Source organism: Pontibacter sp. BAB1700 (genome assembly GCF_000277005.1).
Taxonomy (GTDB): domain Bacteria; phylum Bacteroidota; class Bacteroidia; order Cytophagales; family Hymenobacteraceae; genus Pontibacter; species Pontibacter lucknowensis.
In genome coordinates this window covers 1-19,245 of the sequence record NZ_AKIS01000125.1, presented here as the reverse complement: position 1 = coordinate 19,245, position 19,245 = coordinate 1, and the positions used below count along the sequence as shown (strand labels likewise).

The 19,245-nt window shown below is 52.2% G+C and carries 16 protein-coding genes and 1 pseudogene; 9 read left to right on the top strand and 8 right to left on the bottom strand.

Annotated elements, in window-relative coordinates:
* Positions 1–99 precede the first annotated feature (99 nt).
* The 6 genes from O71_RS14950 to O71_RS14935 all read left to right on the top strand — a co-directional run bounded on the left by O71_RS14950 (position 100) and on the right by O71_RS14935 (position 7,905).
* Positions 100–2,568, top strand: coding sequence for a TIM-barrel domain-containing protein (locus tag O71_RS14950; RefSeq protein ID WP_007658292.1), 2,469 nt, complete (start codon positions 100–102; stop codon positions 2,566–2,568).
* Between the two features lie 400 nt (positions 2,569–2,968).
* Positions 2,969–3,241, top strand: coding sequence for a hypothetical protein (locus tag O71_RS25775; RefSeq protein ID WP_007658291.1), 273 nt, complete (start codon positions 2,969–2,971; stop codon positions 3,239–3,241).
* Complete coding sequence (locus tag O71_RS25770) at positions 3,238–3,510, top strand: hypothetical protein (protein WP_007658290.1); 273 nt, start codon at positions 3,238–3,240, stop codon at positions 3,508–3,510. Before O71_RS25775 ends, O71_RS25770 begins: the two co-directional genes overlap by 4 nt.
* A 34-nt stretch (positions 3,511–3,544) precedes the next feature.
* Positions 3,545–4,405: a hypothetical protein gene (locus O71_RS14940; protein WP_007658289.1), complete on the top strand. Its 861-nt coding sequence runs from the start codon at positions 3,545–3,547 to the stop codon at positions 4,403–4,405.
* A gap of 207 nt (positions 4,406–4,612) precedes the next feature.
* Positions 4,613–4,969 (top strand): hypothetical protein, encoded by a 357-nt coding sequence (locus O71_RS27380; protein ID WP_007658288.1) that lies wholly within the window; start codon positions 4,613–4,615, stop codon positions 4,967–4,969.
* A complete protein-coding gene (locus O71_RS14935) occupies positions 4,969–7,905 on the top strand; it encodes an amidohydrolase family protein (RefSeq protein WP_007658283.1) in 2,937 nt (978 codons plus the stop codon). Before O71_RS27380 ends, O71_RS14935 begins: the two co-directional genes overlap by 1 nt.
* 60 nt (positions 7,906–7,965) lie before the next feature.
* Here O71_RS14935 and O71_RS14930 read toward each other — a convergent pair whose 3' ends face one another.
* From O71_RS14930 to O71_RS14920, 3 genes are all read right to left on the bottom strand, one after another.
* The gene (locus O71_RS14930) at positions 7,966–8,982 is read right to left on the bottom strand and encodes a serine hydrolase (protein WP_007658281.1); all 1,017 of its coding nucleotides are present in this window, start codon (positions 8,980–8,982) and stop codon (positions 7,966–7,968) included.
* 333 nt (positions 8,983–9,315) lie between these two features.
* Positions 9,316–10,128, bottom strand: coding sequence for a TerB family tellurite resistance protein (locus tag O71_RS14925; protein WP_007658279.1), 813 nt, complete (start codon positions 10,126–10,128; stop codon positions 9,316–9,318).
* A 76-nt stretch (positions 10,129–10,204) separates the two neighbouring features.
* Positions 10,205–10,657, bottom strand: coding sequence for a MarR family winged helix-turn-helix transcriptional regulator (locus tag O71_RS14920; RefSeq protein ID WP_040574369.1), 453 nt, complete (start codon positions 10,655–10,657; stop codon positions 10,205–10,207).
* Positions 10,658–10,864: 207 nt separating this feature from the next.
* Between O71_RS14920 and hisC the strand changes: the two genes are divergently transcribed.
* On the top strand, positions 10,865–13,018 hold the full coding sequence (gene hisC / locus O71_RS14915) for a histidinol-phosphate transaminase (protein ID WP_155800931.1): 2,154 nt from the start codon (positions 10,865–10,867) through the stop codon (positions 13,016–13,018).
* A 3-nt stretch (positions 13,019–13,021) separates the two neighbouring features.
* On the opposite strand, the gene O71_RS14910 is transcribed toward hisC, so the two are convergent.
* From O71_RS14910 to O71_RS14900, 5 genes are all read right to left on the bottom strand, one after another.
* Complete coding sequence (locus O71_RS14910) at positions 13,022–13,585, bottom strand: NUDIX hydrolase (protein ID WP_237717863.1); 564 nt, start codon at positions 13,583–13,585, stop codon at positions 13,022–13,024.
* Between the two features lie 106 nt (positions 13,586–13,691).
* Complete coding sequence (locus O71_RS14905) at positions 13,692–14,540, bottom strand: glycosyltransferase (protein WP_237717862.1); 849 nt, start codon at positions 14,538–14,540, stop codon at positions 13,692–13,694.
* A gap of 68 nt (positions 14,541–14,608) precedes the next feature.
* Positions 14,609–14,788, bottom strand: a complete 180-nt coding sequence (locus O71_RS25765) for a hypothetical protein (RefSeq protein ID WP_237717861.1) — start codon at positions 14,786–14,788, stop codon at positions 14,609–14,611.
* Between the two features lie 40 nt (positions 14,789–14,828).
* Positions 14,829–15,050, bottom strand: a complete 222-nt coding sequence (locus O71_RS23975) for a hypothetical protein (protein WP_155800930.1) — start codon at positions 15,048–15,050, stop codon at positions 14,829–14,831.
* Positions 14,969–15,937 carry a glycosyltransferase family 4 protein gene (locus tag O71_RS14900; RefSeq protein WP_007658269.1) on the bottom strand — a complete coding sequence of 323 codons (969 nt, stop codon included), beginning with the start codon at positions 15,935–15,937 and terminating at the stop codon, positions 14,969–14,971. The genes O71_RS23975 and O71_RS14900 overlap by 82 nt, the downstream gene beginning before the upstream one ends.
* 406 nt (positions 15,938–16,343) lie before the next feature.
* Between O71_RS14900 and O71_RS14895 the strand changes: the two genes are divergently transcribed.
* Complete coding sequence (locus tag O71_RS14895) at positions 16,344–16,937, top strand: histidine phosphatase family protein (protein WP_007658268.1); 594 nt, start codon at positions 16,344–16,346, stop codon at positions 16,935–16,937.
* A 397-nt stretch (positions 16,938–17,334) separates the two neighbouring features.
* Positions 17,335–19,245, top strand: a pseudogene (locus tag O71_RS14890) (SusC/RagA family TonB-linked outer membrane protein); the annotation flags it as partial.

Here is a 19,245-nt window from a genome sequence, read left to right as displayed (position 1 = left end):
CTGCATTTTTAAATTAAGCAAACCCGGCAGGCTGTCTCGCTTGGCCGGGTTTGCTATATAAAGACCTTTTGTTTTCAACCTTTCAGCAAAAATCTCCCTATGAAGATTTTCTACAAAGCGCTGGCTGCCCTCCTGCTGACCACGGCGCTATACCTGCCATCGTATGCGCAGAACAGCCCGATCAGAGAAGTCGGCTCCGTGAACAATGTCAACATCTCCGGACAGAAAGTAAGCCTGACCACCGACCGGAATAACCACGTGGAAGTGACGGTCTATACCCCAACCGTGGTGCGCGTGCGCATGGACAAGCAGCCGCTTGGCAAAGACTTTTCCTACGCCGTGGTTACGCAGCCGCAGCAAACCAAAGTGAATATCACGCAAAACGACAAGGAAGTCACCATCCAGACCGACTCGCTGCAGGCGCGCATTACCAAAAACCCATTCTCTGTTGCTTTCCTGACCCGCGACGGCAAAGTGATCAACCAGGACGAAGAAGGACTGACGACCTCCTGGATTGGGGAGGAAGTGACCACCTACAAGAAGATGCAGAAAGGCGAGCGCTTCATTGGTCTGGGTGAGAAAACCGGCGGGCTTGATCGACGTGGCAGCGGCTACACCAACTGGAATACCGACGCCTATGCCTACACCACCAACCAGGACCCGCTTTATACCACCTTTCCTTTTTACATCGGCATCCACAACGGACTGAACTACGGCATCTTCTTCGATAACAGCTACCAAAGTGATTTCAACTTCGGAGCCAGCAACGACCGCTTCTCCTCCTTCGGGGCACAGGGCGGCGAGATGGATTACTACTTCTTCTACCACACCAAACTGGCCGACATCATCGGGAGCTATACCTTCCTGACCGGCCGTATGGAACTGCCGCCGCTCTGGAGTCTGGGCTACCAGCAGAACCGCTATTCCTACTATCCGGAGACGGAGGTTTTCCGCATTGCGCAAACCCTGCGTGAGAAGCGCATACCTGCCGACGGTATCACGCTCGACATCCACTACATGGATGCCTACAAACTTTTCACCTGGGACAAGACACGCTTCCCGGATCCGGCCGCTATGAACAAAAAGCTCAAGGATATGGGCTTTAGAACCACTGTGATCGTGGACCCGGGCATCAAGATCGAAGAAGACTACGGCGCCTATGAACGTGGTGTGAAAGACGATGTGTTCCTGAAGTATCCGGATGGTAAATACTACGCCGGCGAGGTATGGCCGGGCTGGACACACTTCCCGGATTTCACGAGCGAGAAAGGCCGTGAGTGGTGGAAAAAGGAAATCAAATTCTTTGCTGATACGAATGTGGACGGCTTCTGGAACGACATGAACGAGATTGCCACATGGGGCCAGAAGATGCCGAACAATGTGCTTTTCAACTTCGAGGGCAACATCACCACGCACAAAGAGGGCCGCAACGTGTACGGGCTGCAAATGGCCCGCGCCAGCTACGAAGGTGCCCGCCAGCATATGCCCAACAAGCGTCCGTTTATCCTCTCCCGTGCCGGCTACTCCGGTTCGCAGCGCTATTCCGCCATCTGGACCGGTGACAACCGCGCCGAAGATAGCCACATGCTCCTGGGTATACGCTTGCTTAACAGCCTTGGCGTAACAGGTGTAAGTTTCTCGGCCATGGACATTGGTGGCTTCACCGGCAACGCTCCGGTTGGTCTGTTTGCCCGCTGGATTCAGCTGGGAGCCTTTACGCCATACTTCCGTAACCACACCGGCGTGAACACCCGCTCTGCCGAGCCGTGGGCTTTTGGCGAAGAGGTGACCGAGATCGCCCGCAACTTCATCAACCTGCGCTACCGCCTGATGCCGTACATCTACTCCAACATGTACGAGTCCACACAAAACGGACAGCCGCTCATGCGTACGCTGGCCATCGACTATACCCACGACGACAAGGTATACAACAGCGAGTTTGACTCACAGTTCCAGTTTGGTAAGGCCTTCCTGATCATGCCGTTTGAGAGCACGAAAACTTACGGCAAGGTATACTTCCCGCGCGGTAAGTGGTACGATCTCTGGACCGGCGAAGTGAAGCAGGGCAACCGCGAAGAGATGATCGGGGTACAGTACAACAAACTGCCGATCTACGTGAAGGAAAGCAGCATCATCCCGATGCAGTCGCTGGTGCAGCACACCGGTGAGATGCCGACTGACACGCTGACCATACACGTATACCACGGCGATGTGGCCAACAGCTTTGTGTACTACGAAGACGACGGCGAAAGCTACGACTACCAGAAAGGCGCATTTTACAAGCGCACCATCACCTACGACCCACGCCGCAAGACCATTACCTTCGGCGATGTGGAAGGCAACTTCAAGACGAAGTTCAACCACGTGAAAGTGATGCTGCACGGCTTTGATGCGAAGACCCGATTCCAGTACAACGGCAAAAGAACTGATGTAAGAGAAGACTTCGCATCGTTCATCGACCCGGTTTCACGCTTCGATCCGCAAGGCACGGCTAATCCGCAGATTGGATATAAGGTGCGCAGCATGGTCGTGCGGAATGATAATGGAAGATTTACAGTGGGTTATTAATTGTCTGAATCAGGATTTACAGGATTCAAAGATTAACAGGATTTTCGCCTGAAGATTACCTCCTCCCAGCCCCCTCCTAACAAAAGGAGGGGGAGTCCAAACTCTACTGCCCTCGCTCGCGTCCCGCGAGTGTGAGCTATCATGCGGACTCCGGCCGCTGTAATGTGTRCCTGCCGGCACAGGTGGCGGGACGCCACCAAATACCTCACACTCGCGGGACGCGAGCGAGGGCAATAAAGCAACACCTACCCCCTCTAACAGGTATAGCCCCATCTTGTTTTCAAGCTTACCGCATCTTGAACACCAAACCAATTTTTCCTAGCTTTACAGGTATAGCCGGCATGTACGCAACCAACAGCTTCAGCGAGCGTTTGCCGCTTTATACCTTAGCCTATACCTTATGCCTACCGTCTCCACTGGTTTCAAAAAAGCTGTCAAGCAGCTGAGCGACAAAGAAAAGGAAACCATCATTCTCAAAGCCGCTCGCCGCGACGCGGAGCTGTACGACATGCTATCCATTGAGTTGGGCGAGCTTACACCCGAAGAACTCTACGACCAGACTGTTGAGACAATCCATGAATTGATGATCGGCACTACTGGTCGTTACCTGGGCCGCGCCCTTACCAAATCGCTCCGCAAATCAGCCAAGGAGATTGCCCGTTTCAAGCGGTGACCAAAGACGCCAAGTTGGAGATCGACCTGCACTTATACCTGTTACGCCTGATCTTCGACAACTTCACCGGCCAGTTCGATAGCTACTATAAAGCCTTCTATACCGCTACGGCACGCCTCCTGCAGCGCACCATGCAGCTGATACGCAAGAACCTGCACGAAGATTACCACCTTGAGTATAAAGAAGAGCTCGACAGCTTCCTGGAGCAGATCCACAGCCGCAACAAGCCGCTGAGTTTTGATTTGGCTAGGGAGTTTGTGGTGGAGTAACAAAATCATCCATACCTTGATTTAACACAACAGCATGATAAGGCTTCTACTGTTCATCTTTTCTTTAGGGCCATTTGCAGCATTTGCCTGCGACGCAGATCCTCCACCGATTGCTTTAGAATTCCTAAAAGCGAAACATGTTCTTTTCGGGCAGGCTATATCTAAGGTATTCGCTAAAGACTCCCTAACCTACACTGTTAAGTTCAGTGTAGAAAAGCACTTCAAGAAGGGAATTTCCTTACCTGAAACACTCACATTTACTTTACCGGCAGCTGGAGAAATTACTGGTAGGTATAGCTCCTGCGATTTTGATGTTACGCTGGGTCAAAGGTGGCTGCTCTATACTTACGAGCGAAAGGGTATCCTAACTTTCAGCTACTACGGCTCTAACTCGAAGCCCTTAGATTCGCTGGAAGCTATACCTGTGCAGGAGGCTAACATCTTGCAATTGGGGTATACGATTGATTACAGAAACATCCTTTTCGATAGAACTGTATTTACGAATCCCGCCGCAATCGATTATGTAGGCCCTTCTCCTAATATTCAGTTAGCGAATCTATTACTCCACATTGAAAGTAAGAAATATGGACTGACCGGTCAATTCAATTATGAGAATTTTATAGCAAGTATAGATTCAATGGGAAACATCACGGAACTATCTATACCTGATCGGCGAGTGAAACCTACATATTATCAAGTATATGATGTGCAGGCTATCGTATGGGCACCACTGAAAGAGTGTAGCTCTTTACAACACGACCTTTTGCAAGCGCTTAAAGCCTCTACCGGACAATGGGAGCCAGCCCGTTTTATGGGGAAGGCCGTAAATTCGCAAGTCCATTTTCAAGTGCATATCGACGACAAGGGTAGGATGACCATCCTGATACTCTATTAGTTGCTGTCAAATCAGTTTCGGATTGATAATTTCGAAAGAGCGTTTACTTAAGTTGACGGTATTGAGGAGCAACCTGTTCTTCCAAGAACATTATCCAATACACGTCCAAATCTCTACCCCGCCCACCTAAATTAAACCTTTTCTGATTTCTCCCCTCAAATCGTTAAATTTGAGAATCTAAATTAATCTAATCGAATACACCCTGTCATGAAGAAGCATACCTATCTGAGTATGTTCCTGGCGGCGGCACTTGCCTTACCTTTGGGCACAGCCACGGCGCAGGACAAAAAAGACAACAAGTGGAACGTGGAGGAAGCCCGCGGACCGCAAAAAGAAATTACCGTAACAACCGACGAAGGCACCTGGATGAGCCTGGACGTGAGTCCGGACGGCAAGGAGATCGTCTTCGACATGCTCGGCGATATCTATATCATGCCGATTTCGGGCGGCAAAGCGAAGTTGCTCCGCAGTGGCCGCGCCTACGAGGTGCAGCCGCGTTTTAGCCTGATGGCAAGTTCATCTCCTTTACTTCTGATGCAGGTGGCGGCGACAACATCTGGGTAATGAAGCGCGATGGCTCCGACGCCAAGCAGATCACCAAAGAGAACTTCCGTTTGCTCAACAACGCTGTTTGGACGCCTGATGGGGAATATCTGATCGCCCGCAAGCACTTTACGGCCTCCCGTTCGCTGGGCGCCGGCGAGATGTGGATGTACCACAGATCGGGTGGCAGCGGCGTGCAGCTGACCAAGCGCAAAAACGACCAGCAAGACGCAGGTGAGCCGATGGCCTCGCCGGACGGCAAGTACGTGTACTTCTCAGAAGACATGAGCGGTGGCTCTACCTTTGAGTACAACAAAGACCCGAACAGCCAGATTTACGTGATTCGTCGCGTAGACCGTAACACAGGCGAGATCGAAAACGTGGTAACGGGTAATGGTGGCTCCGTTCGTCCGATTATCTCCCGCGATGGCAAGCAGCTGGCTTTCGTGCGCCGCGTGCGCACCAAGTCCGTTCTTTTCATCCACGATCTCAAAACAGGTGAGCAGTGGCCGATCTACGACCAGCTGAGCAACGACCAGCAGGAAGCCTGGGCCATCTTTGGGGTATATCCGTACTTCTCCTGGACGCCTGACAACAAGAGCCTCGTGTTCTGGGCAAACGGCAAGATCAACAAGATTGACGTAGCCAGCCAGAAAGTAAGCAACATACCTTTTGAAGCCACTGCCACGCACCACATCGCCGAAGCCGTGCGTCACGATTTCAGCAAGGAAGGTGTATCGCCAGACCAGTTCGCGGCTAAGGCCATCCGCCATGCCGTGACTTCGCCTGATGGCAAGCTACTGGTGTTCAATGCTGCGGGTCATATCTACAAAAAAGAACTGCCAAACGGCAAGCCGGAGCGCATCACCAACGGCAAGGACTTTGAGTTCTACCCGGCTTTCTCGCCTGATGGCAAAACGCTCGTGTTCTCTACCTGGGACGATGAAAACCTCGGCGCATTGGTGAAAGTGGACATCCGCAAGAAAAACGCGAAGCCGTCTAAACTCACATCTGAGAAAGGCTTCTATACCAACGCTTCTTTCTCGCCAAACGGCAAGCTGATCGTGTACAGCAAAGACGGTGGCAACAACCACATGGGCTATGCCCACGGCAACGAGCGTGGCATCTATTACATGACGGCAGAAGGCAAGAACCCGACCTTCGTACAGAAGAGCGGCTTCAATCCACTGTTCAACGCTTCGTCTGACCGTATTTTCTTCACAGCTGGCGGTGGCGGTAAGTATACCTTCAAGAGCGTGGCCCTGAACGGCAAAGAGGAGCGCACGCACTATACCTCTACCTACACCGACCAGTTCTACCCTAGCCCGGACAACAAATGGCTGGCTTTTGTGGAGCTATTCAACGGCTATGTAGTGCCTTTCTCGGCCAATGGTGCCGGTATGGACCTAAGCGCTGAGACCAAGGCAGTTCCTGTTGCCCGTTTCACGAAAGACGCGGGCACAAGCGTGCACTGGTCAGGCGACAGCAAGAAAGTGAACTGGGTGCTGGGTGATGAGTATTTCTCGAACGACCTGAAAGACCGCTTTGCTTTCCTGGAGGGTGCTCCTGAGAAACTGCCCGCCATCGATACCACAGGTATAAAGATCGGTTTGGAGTTTAAAACAGATAAGCCGCAGGGCAAAGTAGCCTTTACCAACGCCCGTATCATCACGATGAAAGGCGATGAGGTAATTGAAGGCGGTACGATCGTCGTGGACGGCAACCGCATTGTGTCGGTGGGCAAAGGTATAGCTGTGCCGAAAGACGCGAAAGTGATTGACGCCAGTGGTAAGACGATTATGCCAGGTATAGTGGACGTACACGCACACCTGGGCACCTTCCGTAACGGCATGAGCCCGAAACAGCAGTGGTCGTACCTGGCTAACCTGGCTTACGGTGTAACGACGACGCACGACCCATCTTCTACTACCGAGATGGTATTCAGCCAGTCCGAAGCCGTGAAAGCAGGGCATATGGTGGGTCCGCGCATCTACTCAACTGGAACGATTCTGTACGGTGCTGATGGCAACTTTAAAGCTGTGGTGAACAGCCTCGACGACGCCCGTTCGCATTTGAAACGCATTCAAGCTGCCGGTGGTTTCTCGGTGAAGAGCTACAACCAGCCACGCCGTGAGCAGCGCCAGCAGATCATTCAGGCGGCTCGCGAACTAGACATGACCGTGGTGCCGGAAGGTGGCTCAACCTTCTTCCACAACATGAGCATGATCCTCGACGGTCACTCCGGTATAGAGCATAACATCCCGATCGCACCACTCTACAAAGATGTGGTAGAGGTATGGAAAGCCTCAAACACCGGCTATACCCCTACCCTGATCGTAAACTACGGCGCGACCAGCGGCGAGTACTACTGGTACCAGAACACCAAGGTATGGGAGAAGGAAAGACTCCTGAAATTCACACCTCGTTCAGTAATCGATGGTCGCTCACGCTTTGTGATGCAGGTACCGGACGAAGAGTACCGCAACGGTTATTTCAAGACTTCTGAAGCCTGCAAGGCCCTGACGGATGCCGGCGTAAAAGTGAACCTCGGTGCACACGGACAGCTGCAAGGCCTCGGCGCACACTGGGAGCTTTGGATGCTGCAGCAAGGCGGTATGACCAACATGGAAGCCCTGCGTGCCGCCACGATGAACGGTGCCGAGTACCTGGGTATGGGCAAAGAACTCGGCTCACTGGAGACAGGTAAACTGGCCGACCTGATCGTGCTGGACCAGAACCCACTCGAGAATATCCAGAACTCCGAGCACGTGCGCTACACTATGGTTAATGGCCGACTGTTTGATGCCGCTACGCTAAACGAGGTAGGCAACTACGACCGCAAGCCAGGCAAATTCTGGTGGGAAAACAACAAGTATGCAGCTTCTTTCGATTGGCACGAAGGTACTGATACCCGCACCGAAGGTATAGCCGGCGAGCACTGCACTTGCCGTCACTAAGACCTAAAGGTATAACCTGATAAAGAACGAGCCGACTCATGTGAGTCGGCTCGTTTTGTTTTATTCCTTCACCGCTGCCAGCACCCTTTTAATCAACTCATCCGGGTTGCCGTGGTGCCATCGCCACACGATCACGATATCATGCTCCGGATCTACCCAAATCGTATTCTGTCCGGCACCTAAAGCAGCATAGCTGGTGGTAGGCGCACTGGGCCAGGCTTTGCCTTCGGTATTGAGCCACCACAGGTAGCCGTAGTCAGGACCTACCGGTCTGCGTTGAGTAGTAGCTTCTTTCACCCACTCCTCCGACACGATCTGCTTGTCCTTCCAGCGGCCGTTGCGCAGGAACAGGTAGCCAAAGCGGGCTTCGTCGCGGGCACTGATCCAGAGGCCACCGCCCCAGCGGGTACCGCCGCTCACCGAGGGCATGCGCTTGCCGCCTATCTCTACATAGGAATTATGGTAAGGCACGTACTTCCAGGTATTAGAAGCATCAATCGGATCCATCACTTCGTCTTTGAACACTTCCGGCAGCGGCTTTTTCCAAAGGCGGAGCATCGACAAAGCAAAGCGATTGATGCGCACGTCGTTGTACTCGTAGTAGGTACCTGGCTCCTGCAGCTCACGTGGTTTACGTTCACCACGGCCGTATTCTTCCTTGCCCACAAAGTCGTGTTTCTTACCCCAGAGTTCGCCTTCCCATTCGCTGGTCTGCCGCACGTGGTGCTCCCAGGTTACCTTGCGGTTCTGCTCCGAGTCATAGCCGCCATCCTGCACATAGTTCGCCACCGGGTCTTGTATGTTTTTGATCATACCCCTGTCTATCGTAATGCCCAATATGGTGGAGAGCACACTTTTGGCAACGCTGTAGGTGGGGTCTACCTGCTCGGTTTCGCCCCATTCGGCCACGATGTAGCCGTTCTTCAGGATGATGCCGTTGGTGCTGGCTCTATCGTTGGGTAAAGGCCCGAGCATTTTGCCGAAAATTTCCTCCTGCGTAGAGAAGTCTTTGGGCATTTGGGTCGTTTCCTGCTGTTTGGCCCACTCTACTGCTTCCTGCAATGCAGCAGCGTCCATACCAACCTTTTCTGGTTCTTTCTTTTCCCAGTTATCACCTTTGCCCGGGTAGTATACCTTCGCTTCGGTGGTTTGTGTTTGAGCAGTTGCAGTAGGTTGCTCCGGTGGCTGCTGACAGGCAGAAAAACCCAGGCTCAGGCCAATGCCAGGTATAGGAATTTACTTTTTATCATAGTAACTGATGCGGTTCAGATTTGCTTCCTAAAGCTACAAAATATATCATAGCAGATTGAGGCATGCCCAAATAGAAGGGAGCTGATGGCAAAAATTACCACCAGCTCCCTTCCTATCAAATACAGCTGTTTTGTAGATGATGAAAATACACCGCTATACCTACCAGCTCGTGCCGCCGCCCCGTTTGTTGCCACCGAGCAATCCACCCAACAAGCTGCCCAGTCCGCCGGAGCCCATGCTGCCGTAGCGGTTGCGCCCATTAAGGCTACCCAATACAGAGGCCATGGAACCTAAGCCGCTGTTCGAGCGTCGACCGCCCCCCATCAGCCCGCCACGTCCCATCATCATACCACCAAGCAGTCCTCCCAGCAGACCGCCGCCCATGCCACCCATCATACCGCCGCGGCGTCTGCCGCCGCCCATCATACGGGCCAGTACAAGCGGCGCTGCTATGCCTAGTATACCTTGTACCATTTGTGGGGAGATGCCAACATTCTTAAACATGTCTCCAAAACCGTTCTTGTTCATAAACGCCTGAGAACTCGGATCCTCCCCGTGCTGCTGGGCCTCATCGGCCTTGTTCACAAATTGCTCCAGCACACTGTACTGCTTTTGGTCTACGCCCAGGTAATCGGCCATCTCCTGTATCCGCTTCTGCTCCTCCTGGGTATATTCGCCATCAGCTTTGGCAAAGCTGATGATATCAGTGATGAAAGAGAAGCGCAGTTCACTCTTTTTGAGCACATCGAGCACCCGCTGCACGCTGATCTGTGAAGGATTTTTAGCAATTGAGATCACCTCTTCCTCCACGTTTTCCGGCATATCGGCTGCCTCACTCAGCACCCTCAAAAATTCCAGTTCTTCTTCAGAGGCGTGTCCATCTGCGGAAGCAACGGAAGCAAGCGCTGCCAGGTAGGCGCCCTTTTCTTCCATCGTATAATCTTTCAACAAAGTGGTTTGTTCCTGTTCCATAGCTATTTGTTTGTCATACTGACATTTAAACGACAGGCTCTGCCAGAAGTTAAGCAATACAGACGTGTTACCGGAATTATTCCCGCACCCGGTCCAGTGTGTCGCTCAGGTGTTGTGCTTCATCAGCCGACAGGCTTTTAAAGGTGTCTTCCTCGAGCTGCTTCATCAGTGGGTCTAGCTTGTCGAGCAGTTCCATTCCTTTATCTGTGATGGCAATCTCCACCTTGCGTCTGTTCTGCTCGCAAAGCTCACGGGTAACCAGCCCTTTCAGACGCAGTTTTTCAACCAGGCGGGTAGCATTGCTCATGCGGTTCAGCATTCGCTCCTGTATGGCAAAGAGGTTGATGGGCTTGCCCTGCTGCCCCCGGAGGATGCGCAGGACATTGTACTGTTGTGAAGAAATGTCATAGGGCTTGAGCAGACTGTCAACCCGTGCCATCATCCACTCACCCGTGAACATCAGATTCAGAGAAGCTCTCTGATAAGGGCTCCTGAAGTTTGGCATCTTTAATTCATGTTCTAACTTCATATCGAAAATATCTTAGATGGGGTGCAATAACGCTTGCAATAATTGTATATACAACGTTTTCAGACAATTAGTTATCTGCTCGTATAAAGCATTTTTTTTAATTTCACTTTGTTATCATTTTTTTATGCTTAACCATCATTTAAAATATAATATACATTTTTGAATTGCTATATTGCAATGCTAAAACTTATGCTGCTACAACCTGCTATGGAACAGAAACGCCTCCCTTATCAAGCTGCAACAAACGAAAACCTGTTTGGATCATCTCCGCAGGTACTGGCCGCCATGCAACAGGCCCTCACCAGCATACATGGCTATCCAACACCCGATGCAGCCGACCTGCGACACGCGCTGGCTAAGAAACTGGGAGTACAGGCAGATGAGATCACAGTAGGCAGCGGCTCAGCAGAGTTGATTTCGCTGCTCGTGCGCCGCTTCTGCGGTCACGACAAAGATGGAGAGGTGCTGACTTTCACACCCTCCTACCCGCTGTATTGCCAGGAAGCCCGTGCTCTGCGCATCCCCTGCACTGAAATTCCACTTACAAGTGCTTTCCGGATTGACATGCAGGCTTTTATGCGCCAGCTGCGCCCCTCTACACGACTCTGTTTCATCTGCAACCCCAATAACCCAACCGGCACTTACCTCACATCCGCTGAGCTGGAGGAGGTACTCGATCGCATCCCTGCACATATTACTGTTGTGGTAGATGAGGCTTACATAGAATATGTTACAGCTCCTGACTGTGCTGATGCCGTGTCAATGCTCTCCCGCTACCCAAACCTGGTGGTGTTACGCACCTTCTCCAAGGCCTACGGGCTAGCCTCCGTCCGCATCGGGTACATGATCGCGCAGCGGCACCTGATTGAGCAGATACACGAAGTAAAACAACCATACAATGTGAACCAGCTGGCACAGGTTGCCGCACTGGCTGCATTGGACGACGAGCACTTCCTGCACATGACCCTAGAGGCCACACAGACCGGCAAAACCAAGCTGGAGCAGGCGCTGCAGAAGATAGGCGTACAGTTCTGGCCATCACAGGGTAATTTTCTGCTGCTGGATGCCGGTGGTTACAGCGCCGATGACATACACAGCTACCTGCTTGCCAACAACATCCTGGTGCGCCGTGCCGACCACCATACCCTGCGCCTGACTATCGGGCCTGACGAACACCAGTTATACCTTCTGCAAATGCTACAAGAATTACTACATCCTTCCCGCGTATACGCTACACAACCGCTACTGGCACAGGTACTCGACCTGGGCTATCAGGTTCAGGACCAGCCTGAAGAGGCCGTGGTTAATGCACACGACTTATTGAACAGAGCTGCTGAGCAGACTGGTGCAGAAGGCCGCATCGCGCAGGCATTTGCACGGGCCCTGGCATTGCGTTGTCAGCAAAGCACAACGAAAGCGTCAGGCAACCTGTATGCCTCTAACTTTGGGGAAATGGATATGATCGCGGCCTTCAATGTGCTGGTGACAGCTACGCCGCTGGTTACTTTCGGGCACCGCTTTGCCAATCACTCCATCCTTTCTGCCATTGCCGGTAAGTCATCGGTATACCTGCTGGACTTAGGTATAGGCAGTGGCTTGCAGTGGTTCCACCTGATGGAACAGCTGGCAGCCATGCCGGGAGAGCGTCCTGCTTTGCACCTGACAGGCATCGATATACCGGACCACAGTAACCCGGATCCGGCCTATAAGCTGCAGGCTACCGGTTCCCGCCTAAGCGCACACGCCGAGCGGCTGGGCCTGGACTTCAGCTATACCTATGTGGCTACCCGCCTTGAAGATTTTGATTTGCAATCGCTTGAGATTGACGCTTCCCATACCCTGATCGTGAACGCGGCACTCACTCTGCACCATCTCGCCGATGAACTGGTGGCTATACCTGACCAGCGTGATCGCGTACTGCAGCAGATACGTGCATTGCGTCCGCAGCTGCTCACCTTGACAGAACCTGACTCAGAGCATAACCGCCTCGACTTCCTGCCACGCCTGCGTGAGTCGCTGCGTCACTACCATACCGTGTTTGATGTGCTGGACACGCTGTTACCGGCCGATATGCCGGAGCGCCGTGTGATCGAGCAGGAGTTTTTTGGCAGGGAGATCCTTAATGTGGTAGCTTTTGAAGGGGGCGACAGAGTAGAGCGCCACGAACGGCTGGATGCCTGGCAGCACCGCCTGACACGCAATGGGTATAAACCGGCTCCACTTCAGGTTACAGCAGCCCAAATTCGTCAGGAACTGAACCTGCACTCACAGTTCAGCCTCGCCCCGCACACGGCAGGCTATACTTTGCACTGGAAAGGCACCAACATCATTGCAGCTACTGCCTGGCAGGCAGATCAGTAAGCTCTAAGCACCCAGCTTCCGGAGAGCAAGCAGGCAGAGTGCAATGGAGCCGGCCACATTAACCTGGCCGCTCATTATCATTTGCTCCACCTCCTGCAGTGGCACTTTCAGGACCTCGATGTGCTCACTCTCATCGAGGTCCTGAGCAGCTACTTCGCGTACATTGCGGGCGATGTAATAGTAAATTTTATTCGTGTCTTTGGTTGGGTTGTCAATCACCTGCAGCACCGGTTCCAGGTCGTCGGTGGTATAGCCGGTTTCTTCCAACAGCTCCCGTTTAGCCGCCTCCAGGGGGTTCGTTTCATGCGCATCGATCACGCCACCGGGCAGTTCAATAAAGATATCGGCAGCAGCATGCTTGTACTGCCGCACAAACAGCACGTGCCCATCTTCAGTCAACGGGAAGGTCAGCACCACATCCGGTCTTACACTCACAAAGTAGTCGTCCATCACATGTCCGTTGGGCAGCTCCACGTGGTCACGGCGCAGGGTATACCATTTGTGTTCAAATACCACCTGCGATTTCAGTGTCTTCCAGCGTTCTATTCCTTTTTTTGTCATTGTCATGTAATCGTTAGTGCAGTCAGGCGTGGCTGCTCCCTGCACAAAAAGAGCAATACCCGCTTGCCAGCAAATCGGGTATGGCTTCCTGTTAAGTAAATTCAGTTCTGTATCAGCCGATCGTTTCCAGCTTTGGCTCATTCGAAGTGTTCAGGGACATCAATTCTCCCACATACGTTTCCAGTTCATGGGCACGGTGGGCGGCTGTGTGGTGTGCCATCACTTTGCGACGGGCCCTTGTACCAATGGCTTTGCGCTCCGAGGTACAAATCTCACGGAGGAAGCGTAATGTTTCAGAGGCGCTTTTGGTAATCAGTATTTCCGATTCAGGCTCAAACAGCGACTCTATACCTTCCCAGTAGTCCGAAATGACAGGTGTGCAGCAGGCAGCCGCCTCAAAGAGACGCATGCTTGGGGTATAGCCAAACCTGCTGGCACCAGAGCGGGCTAAGCTTAACGCAAAGCGCTGGCTGTTAAAGAAATCGCGGTGCTCAACCGGAGTCAGGTGATGCAGCATGTTGATGTTACCGGGCCAGCCCATGTCTTCGGGATATTTCGTACCAGCTACCGCAAAACGTCCCTCTGGCCACTGAGCGGCCGCATCCACCATCAGTTTTTGCAGGACCGACTGTCTGTCTTCTGAATAAGCACCCAGGTAGCCCAGATCCCATTTGATCTCGCGGTACTCGTGATGGTATAGCTCCGGGTTAACTGAGAAGTAGAGCGGACGGGCCATGCTGGCGCCGTACTTTTGCTCAAACAGCTCCAATGCAGGACCTCCCGTGCAGGATAGGTATAGGTCAAAGGCAGGGATCAGGCTCGCACTCAGGTAAGATGGTCCCTGGCCTTCCAGTTCTGTGAGGGTGGCAGGTGCATCCAGATCGTAAAAAGCCTTAATGCCCTTTGCCGTCTCGATTATCCACTTCCCGATCACGGTGCCTTCAGACAGACTCGAACCCATGATCACCAAATCGGCTTCACGTACTTGCTCCGTGTACTGCTTCAGTTGCTCTAATGTAGCGTAGGTGCCTAACTGGCAGAAGTCTGGCGCGCCAGATCAGCCGCGGCTTGTCGCTGAGGCAGCTTTCTCTCCAGAAACAACACATGGTGTGCATTGGCGTTGAGGGCCCGTACCAGGTTACGGTATGTGGTGGCGTGGCCATTGCCCCAGGAAGTTGTAATGGAAAGGCCAAGAATAACGATGTTCATCTCGTTGTTTGACAATTTTTGGTAAAGATAAGCTAGTTTTTCATTTTGAAACCGAAACCGGTGCCTGAATCAGCTGCCCGTACAGATAACTGTAATCCTGGGCCATCTGGTCGGCGGTGTATCCATGCGAGCGCTTCACAGCCCGGCAAGCCATTATATTGCGGCAGAACTCATCATCTATCAGGTTCTCGATCGCGTCACGCAATTCATCTGCACTGTTTGGGTCAACGTAGCGGGCGGCATTGCCCCATACCTCAGCCATGCTCTCAGTTTTGCCACCACCAGGGCGCAGCCTGACATGGCCGCTTCCAGCACGGTAAGTCCAAAGGGTTCATACTTGGCAGGCAATGCGTAGATCGACGCTCTGGATAGCCAATCAGACACCTCTTTGTTTGTGAGCTGCCCCAGGAAGTATACGTTTTCCAGCTCCATGGCCTCTCCTGTATCCGGATGCTTGCCTTCACCTGCTATATAAACCGGCCACTGCAGGTCTGAGGCAATGTGTGCCAGCATAGAGATATTCTTGGCCTCGTCCCATACCCTGCCCAGGCTGAAAACGAAAGGCTCCTTGCGCCCAAACTGGAAATACTGCTGTCCTCGCCCGTTATACACCACGGTGCTTTGCTTAAACGGACCATAGAGTTCTTCTGCCTGGTGCATCATGGCCTGGGTCGGGGCTACCACCACATCGGCTGCCTGCAGGCCTTTTCGCACCATTTCGCTGTACTTGTTCCAGCTTTTGGGAGCCTCCTCCTGCTTCACGGCCCGCCACCACGACAGCACACAGGAGTGGATGACCGCCAGCACGGGCTTGCCCCAATCCAGGCTGCCGAAACTCATGTGGTTAAGGTGGATCACATCCGGCTGCACCTGGTCGCGCAGCTCCAAAAGCCACTGGCCCGCCTTCTCCACATCCTTCCAGGGATCATCCATCCATTCAAGCTTATACTCGCTTTCATACACTGTGAGATTGGGGATGCTCTCTGCTTCTGCGCGCTGCTCTTCGTTCATGGGGCTACCCATGGTAGCCAGTGCTACATTTGTGCCTTGGGATGCTACGGCTCTTGTTAGCTCCAGAGCATAGGTCCATACGCTGCCAACCGTATCGGCAGTCATCAGGATCGTCGATGGGTAATGGGGTGTTTTCATTATCTTTTCTGGTGTAGATATGTTTTACATCATTTTTTGGTTCGGGCCAATATTCATCTCAGCCAGGTTGCAACATGGCACTTAGAGACAGGTGAATGCCTAATAATTAATAGCCAGCCAGGTATAGATGAAGGCCAAAGGCTGGCCAGAAGATGTTTATGAAAAATTGTACTTCCGCTGGGTGGTTCATGTCATGTGTTCCAGCAGTTGCTATCAGTGCATTCTATTACGCGAGCAAGGCAAATTCCGTTAATGCGATTTCAGGTTTTTTACATTTTTTTATCATGCCTATACCTTGCGATCTCTGCACCTGAAATGATGGCTATAAGTTGAGTTGCACCCTGGAGCCACGGGCATCGTGGAATTCCCTCGTGCGTATACACTGCTTAAACCAACCAGGCATGTCTTGACAGCACCATCGATCAGTACTCAGACCAGAAAGCGCATCTTCCTGATCCGTCATGCACGGCCTATGGTTTCGAAGAAGGGCTACTTTGACAAAGCCGGCGCACGCAATTATATCAGCGACTATGATGCAGCGGAAGTAGAGCAGTTTGTCCTGGAACACGAGGCCATTCCTTACCAGGAGATCCGGCAGGTATACTGCAGCACCCTGGTGAGGTCGCAGCTCACTGCACGGCAGATATTTGGTGATGAGGTAGAATTGATCGTGCGACATGAGTTCCGGGAGTTTGAGCGTCGTATATTTTCGCTCCCTCTTTTGCGGCTCCCGATCAGGCTCTGGCTGGTGGGCGCCAGGCTACTTTGGATGATGGGCATGAACAGTAAGGGAATAGAGACGTTCAGGCAGGCAAAACAGCGGGCACGTGAGGCAGCCACATTTCTGGCACGGGAGGCTGAGCACAAGCCGCATGTGATCCTGGTGGCGCATGGCCTGCTCAATAATTTTATACGCTGGTACCTGCAGGACCTGGGCTGGAAGTCAGCCATTCACGAGGGCAGCGGCTTTCTGAGTGTGACGGTGCTGGAGAAAAATTAACCGATTCATAAGCAGGGTTTTGGTCACAGAACACCATCTTAATCCAAGTTCGAACATGAATTCTTCTGATTTATAAGACTTTACATATTTCCTGCAAACAAACCCGAATCTGTCCAACATTTTAAAGGAATGTGTTTATTATTTTTTTATATTTGCTAAATTAGTTAAGCCGTTTTTTTGATTTCTCTCAACCAATTGGCAAGACTAATGTTAATTCCTAAATCAATTTTTTATCTAATTTAACTACTATGAAGAAGAGTATACTCTTGAGCTTCTTTTTAGTCCTGACACTGGTAGGCAGTGTCTGGGCTCAGACTCAAACTGTATCCGGTAGAGTAACAGCAGCCAATGACGGCTCTGCGCTCCCAGGTGTTACCGTGTTGGAGCGGGCACTACAAATGGTGTTACAACCGGAATCAACGGCGAGTACACCTTATCGGTACAGCCAAACGCAACCCTGGTGTTCAGCTTTATCGGTATGCAGCGTCAGGAAGTACCAGTAAATGGTCGCTCCACAGTTGACGTACAGCTTGCTGCTGATGAGCGTCAGCTAAGTGAAGTAGTGGTAGTGGGTTACGGTACGCAGGAGCGTCGTGAAGTAACAGGCGCTACAGCCAAAGTGAAGTCGGAAGACATCCAGAACCTGCCGGTTGTAGGTGTTGACCAGGCACTGCAGGGACGTGCTGCCGGTGTGCAGATTTCTCAGAACTCTGGTACGCCTGGCGGCGGTATCACCGTGCGTGTGCGTGGGGCTACCTCTATCTCTGCCAGCAACCAGCCGCTTTATGTAGTGGATGGTGTTCCGCTAACAACAGGTGACTTCTCTCAGTTAGGCTTTGGTGGTCAGTCTACTAACGCAGTGACAGACATCAACCCGAACGATATCGAGTCAATCGACATTCTGAAAGATGCCTCTGCCGCAGCCATCTACGGTTCGCGTGCTGCCAACGGTGTAGTACTGATCACGACCAAGCGTGGTTCTGCCCGTCAGACACAGGTTAACTTCAATATGTATTCAGGTACACAGAACTACTGGAAAAAGCCTAAGCTTCTGAACACGCAGCAGTATGCTGAGATCATGATGGAAGCTTTCGTGAACGACGGTTTCATTCCGGAAGGCCAGTACACTCCAGAGGAGTTTGCTGACTTCTACTATGGAGGCCTTGATTTCCCAATAGCTGACACTGACTGGGTGGATGAAATTTCCCGCTCGGCCGGAATCTCTAACTACGAGCTCTCTTTAAGCGGTGGTGACCCGAAGACGCGCTACTATGTGTCTGGTAACTACTTCGATCAGAAGGGTGTGGTAATTGGTAGCCGCTATCAGCGTTACTCTACCCGACTGAACCTGGACCACCAGGCAAATGACAAGTTCTCACTGGGCACCAGCATTCAGCTAAGCCGCTCAGACAGTGACCGTATCATCAGCGACAACTCGATCACCAGCCCGTTTGCCAACGCATTGGCTGCGTCTCCGCTCTGGCCTGTTTTCACTGATGTAGAGACAAGAACTTACTCTTATCCTAACTTCTACTATACTAACCCGGTAGCGGAAGGTCTTGAGAACGATAACGAAACACGCAACCTTCGTGCTGTTGGTAACGCGTTTGCGAAATACTCAATCATCCCGGGCCTCGACCTGCAGGTGAAGGGTGGTATAGACGTGCTGAACGTGGAGGAACGTCGTTATAGCGCCGCTAACTTCCCTGGTTCTACTTTTGAGGCACAGGGTGGTCAGGCCATTAATGCCACTACCACTGCTACCAAACGCTTGTTGGAGGCAACATTGGCTTATAACAAAACTTTCAACGAGGTACACAGCCTGTCTTCTGTGATCGGTGCCAGCAACGAGGACAACCAGATCCGCAGCGCCAGTGTAACAGGTGAAGGCTTCGCAAGTGAGCGTTTCCGTTACGTATCGAGTGCTGCTCGTGTGAACGCCGGTACAAACTCTGAAATCGAGTCTTCTCTTGTTTCTTTCTTTGGTCGTGTGAACTACTCCTTCAGAGACAGATACCTGTTGGGCGTTAACTTCCGTGCTGACGGCTCTTCCCGTTTTGGTGCGAACAACCGCTATGGTTACTTCCCGTCTGTTTCGGCAGGCTGGAGACTGATTGAAGAAAACTTCATGTCAGGTCTTGACTACATGAGTGAACTGAAGCTGCGTGCTTCTTACGGTGTAACCGGTAACCAGGAGATCGGCGACTTCAGATACCTGCCGCTTTACACAGGCGGTAGCAACTACCTTGACCTTTCAGGTCTTGCCCAGTCTCAGCTGGCCAACCCGGACCTGAAGTGGGAAACAACC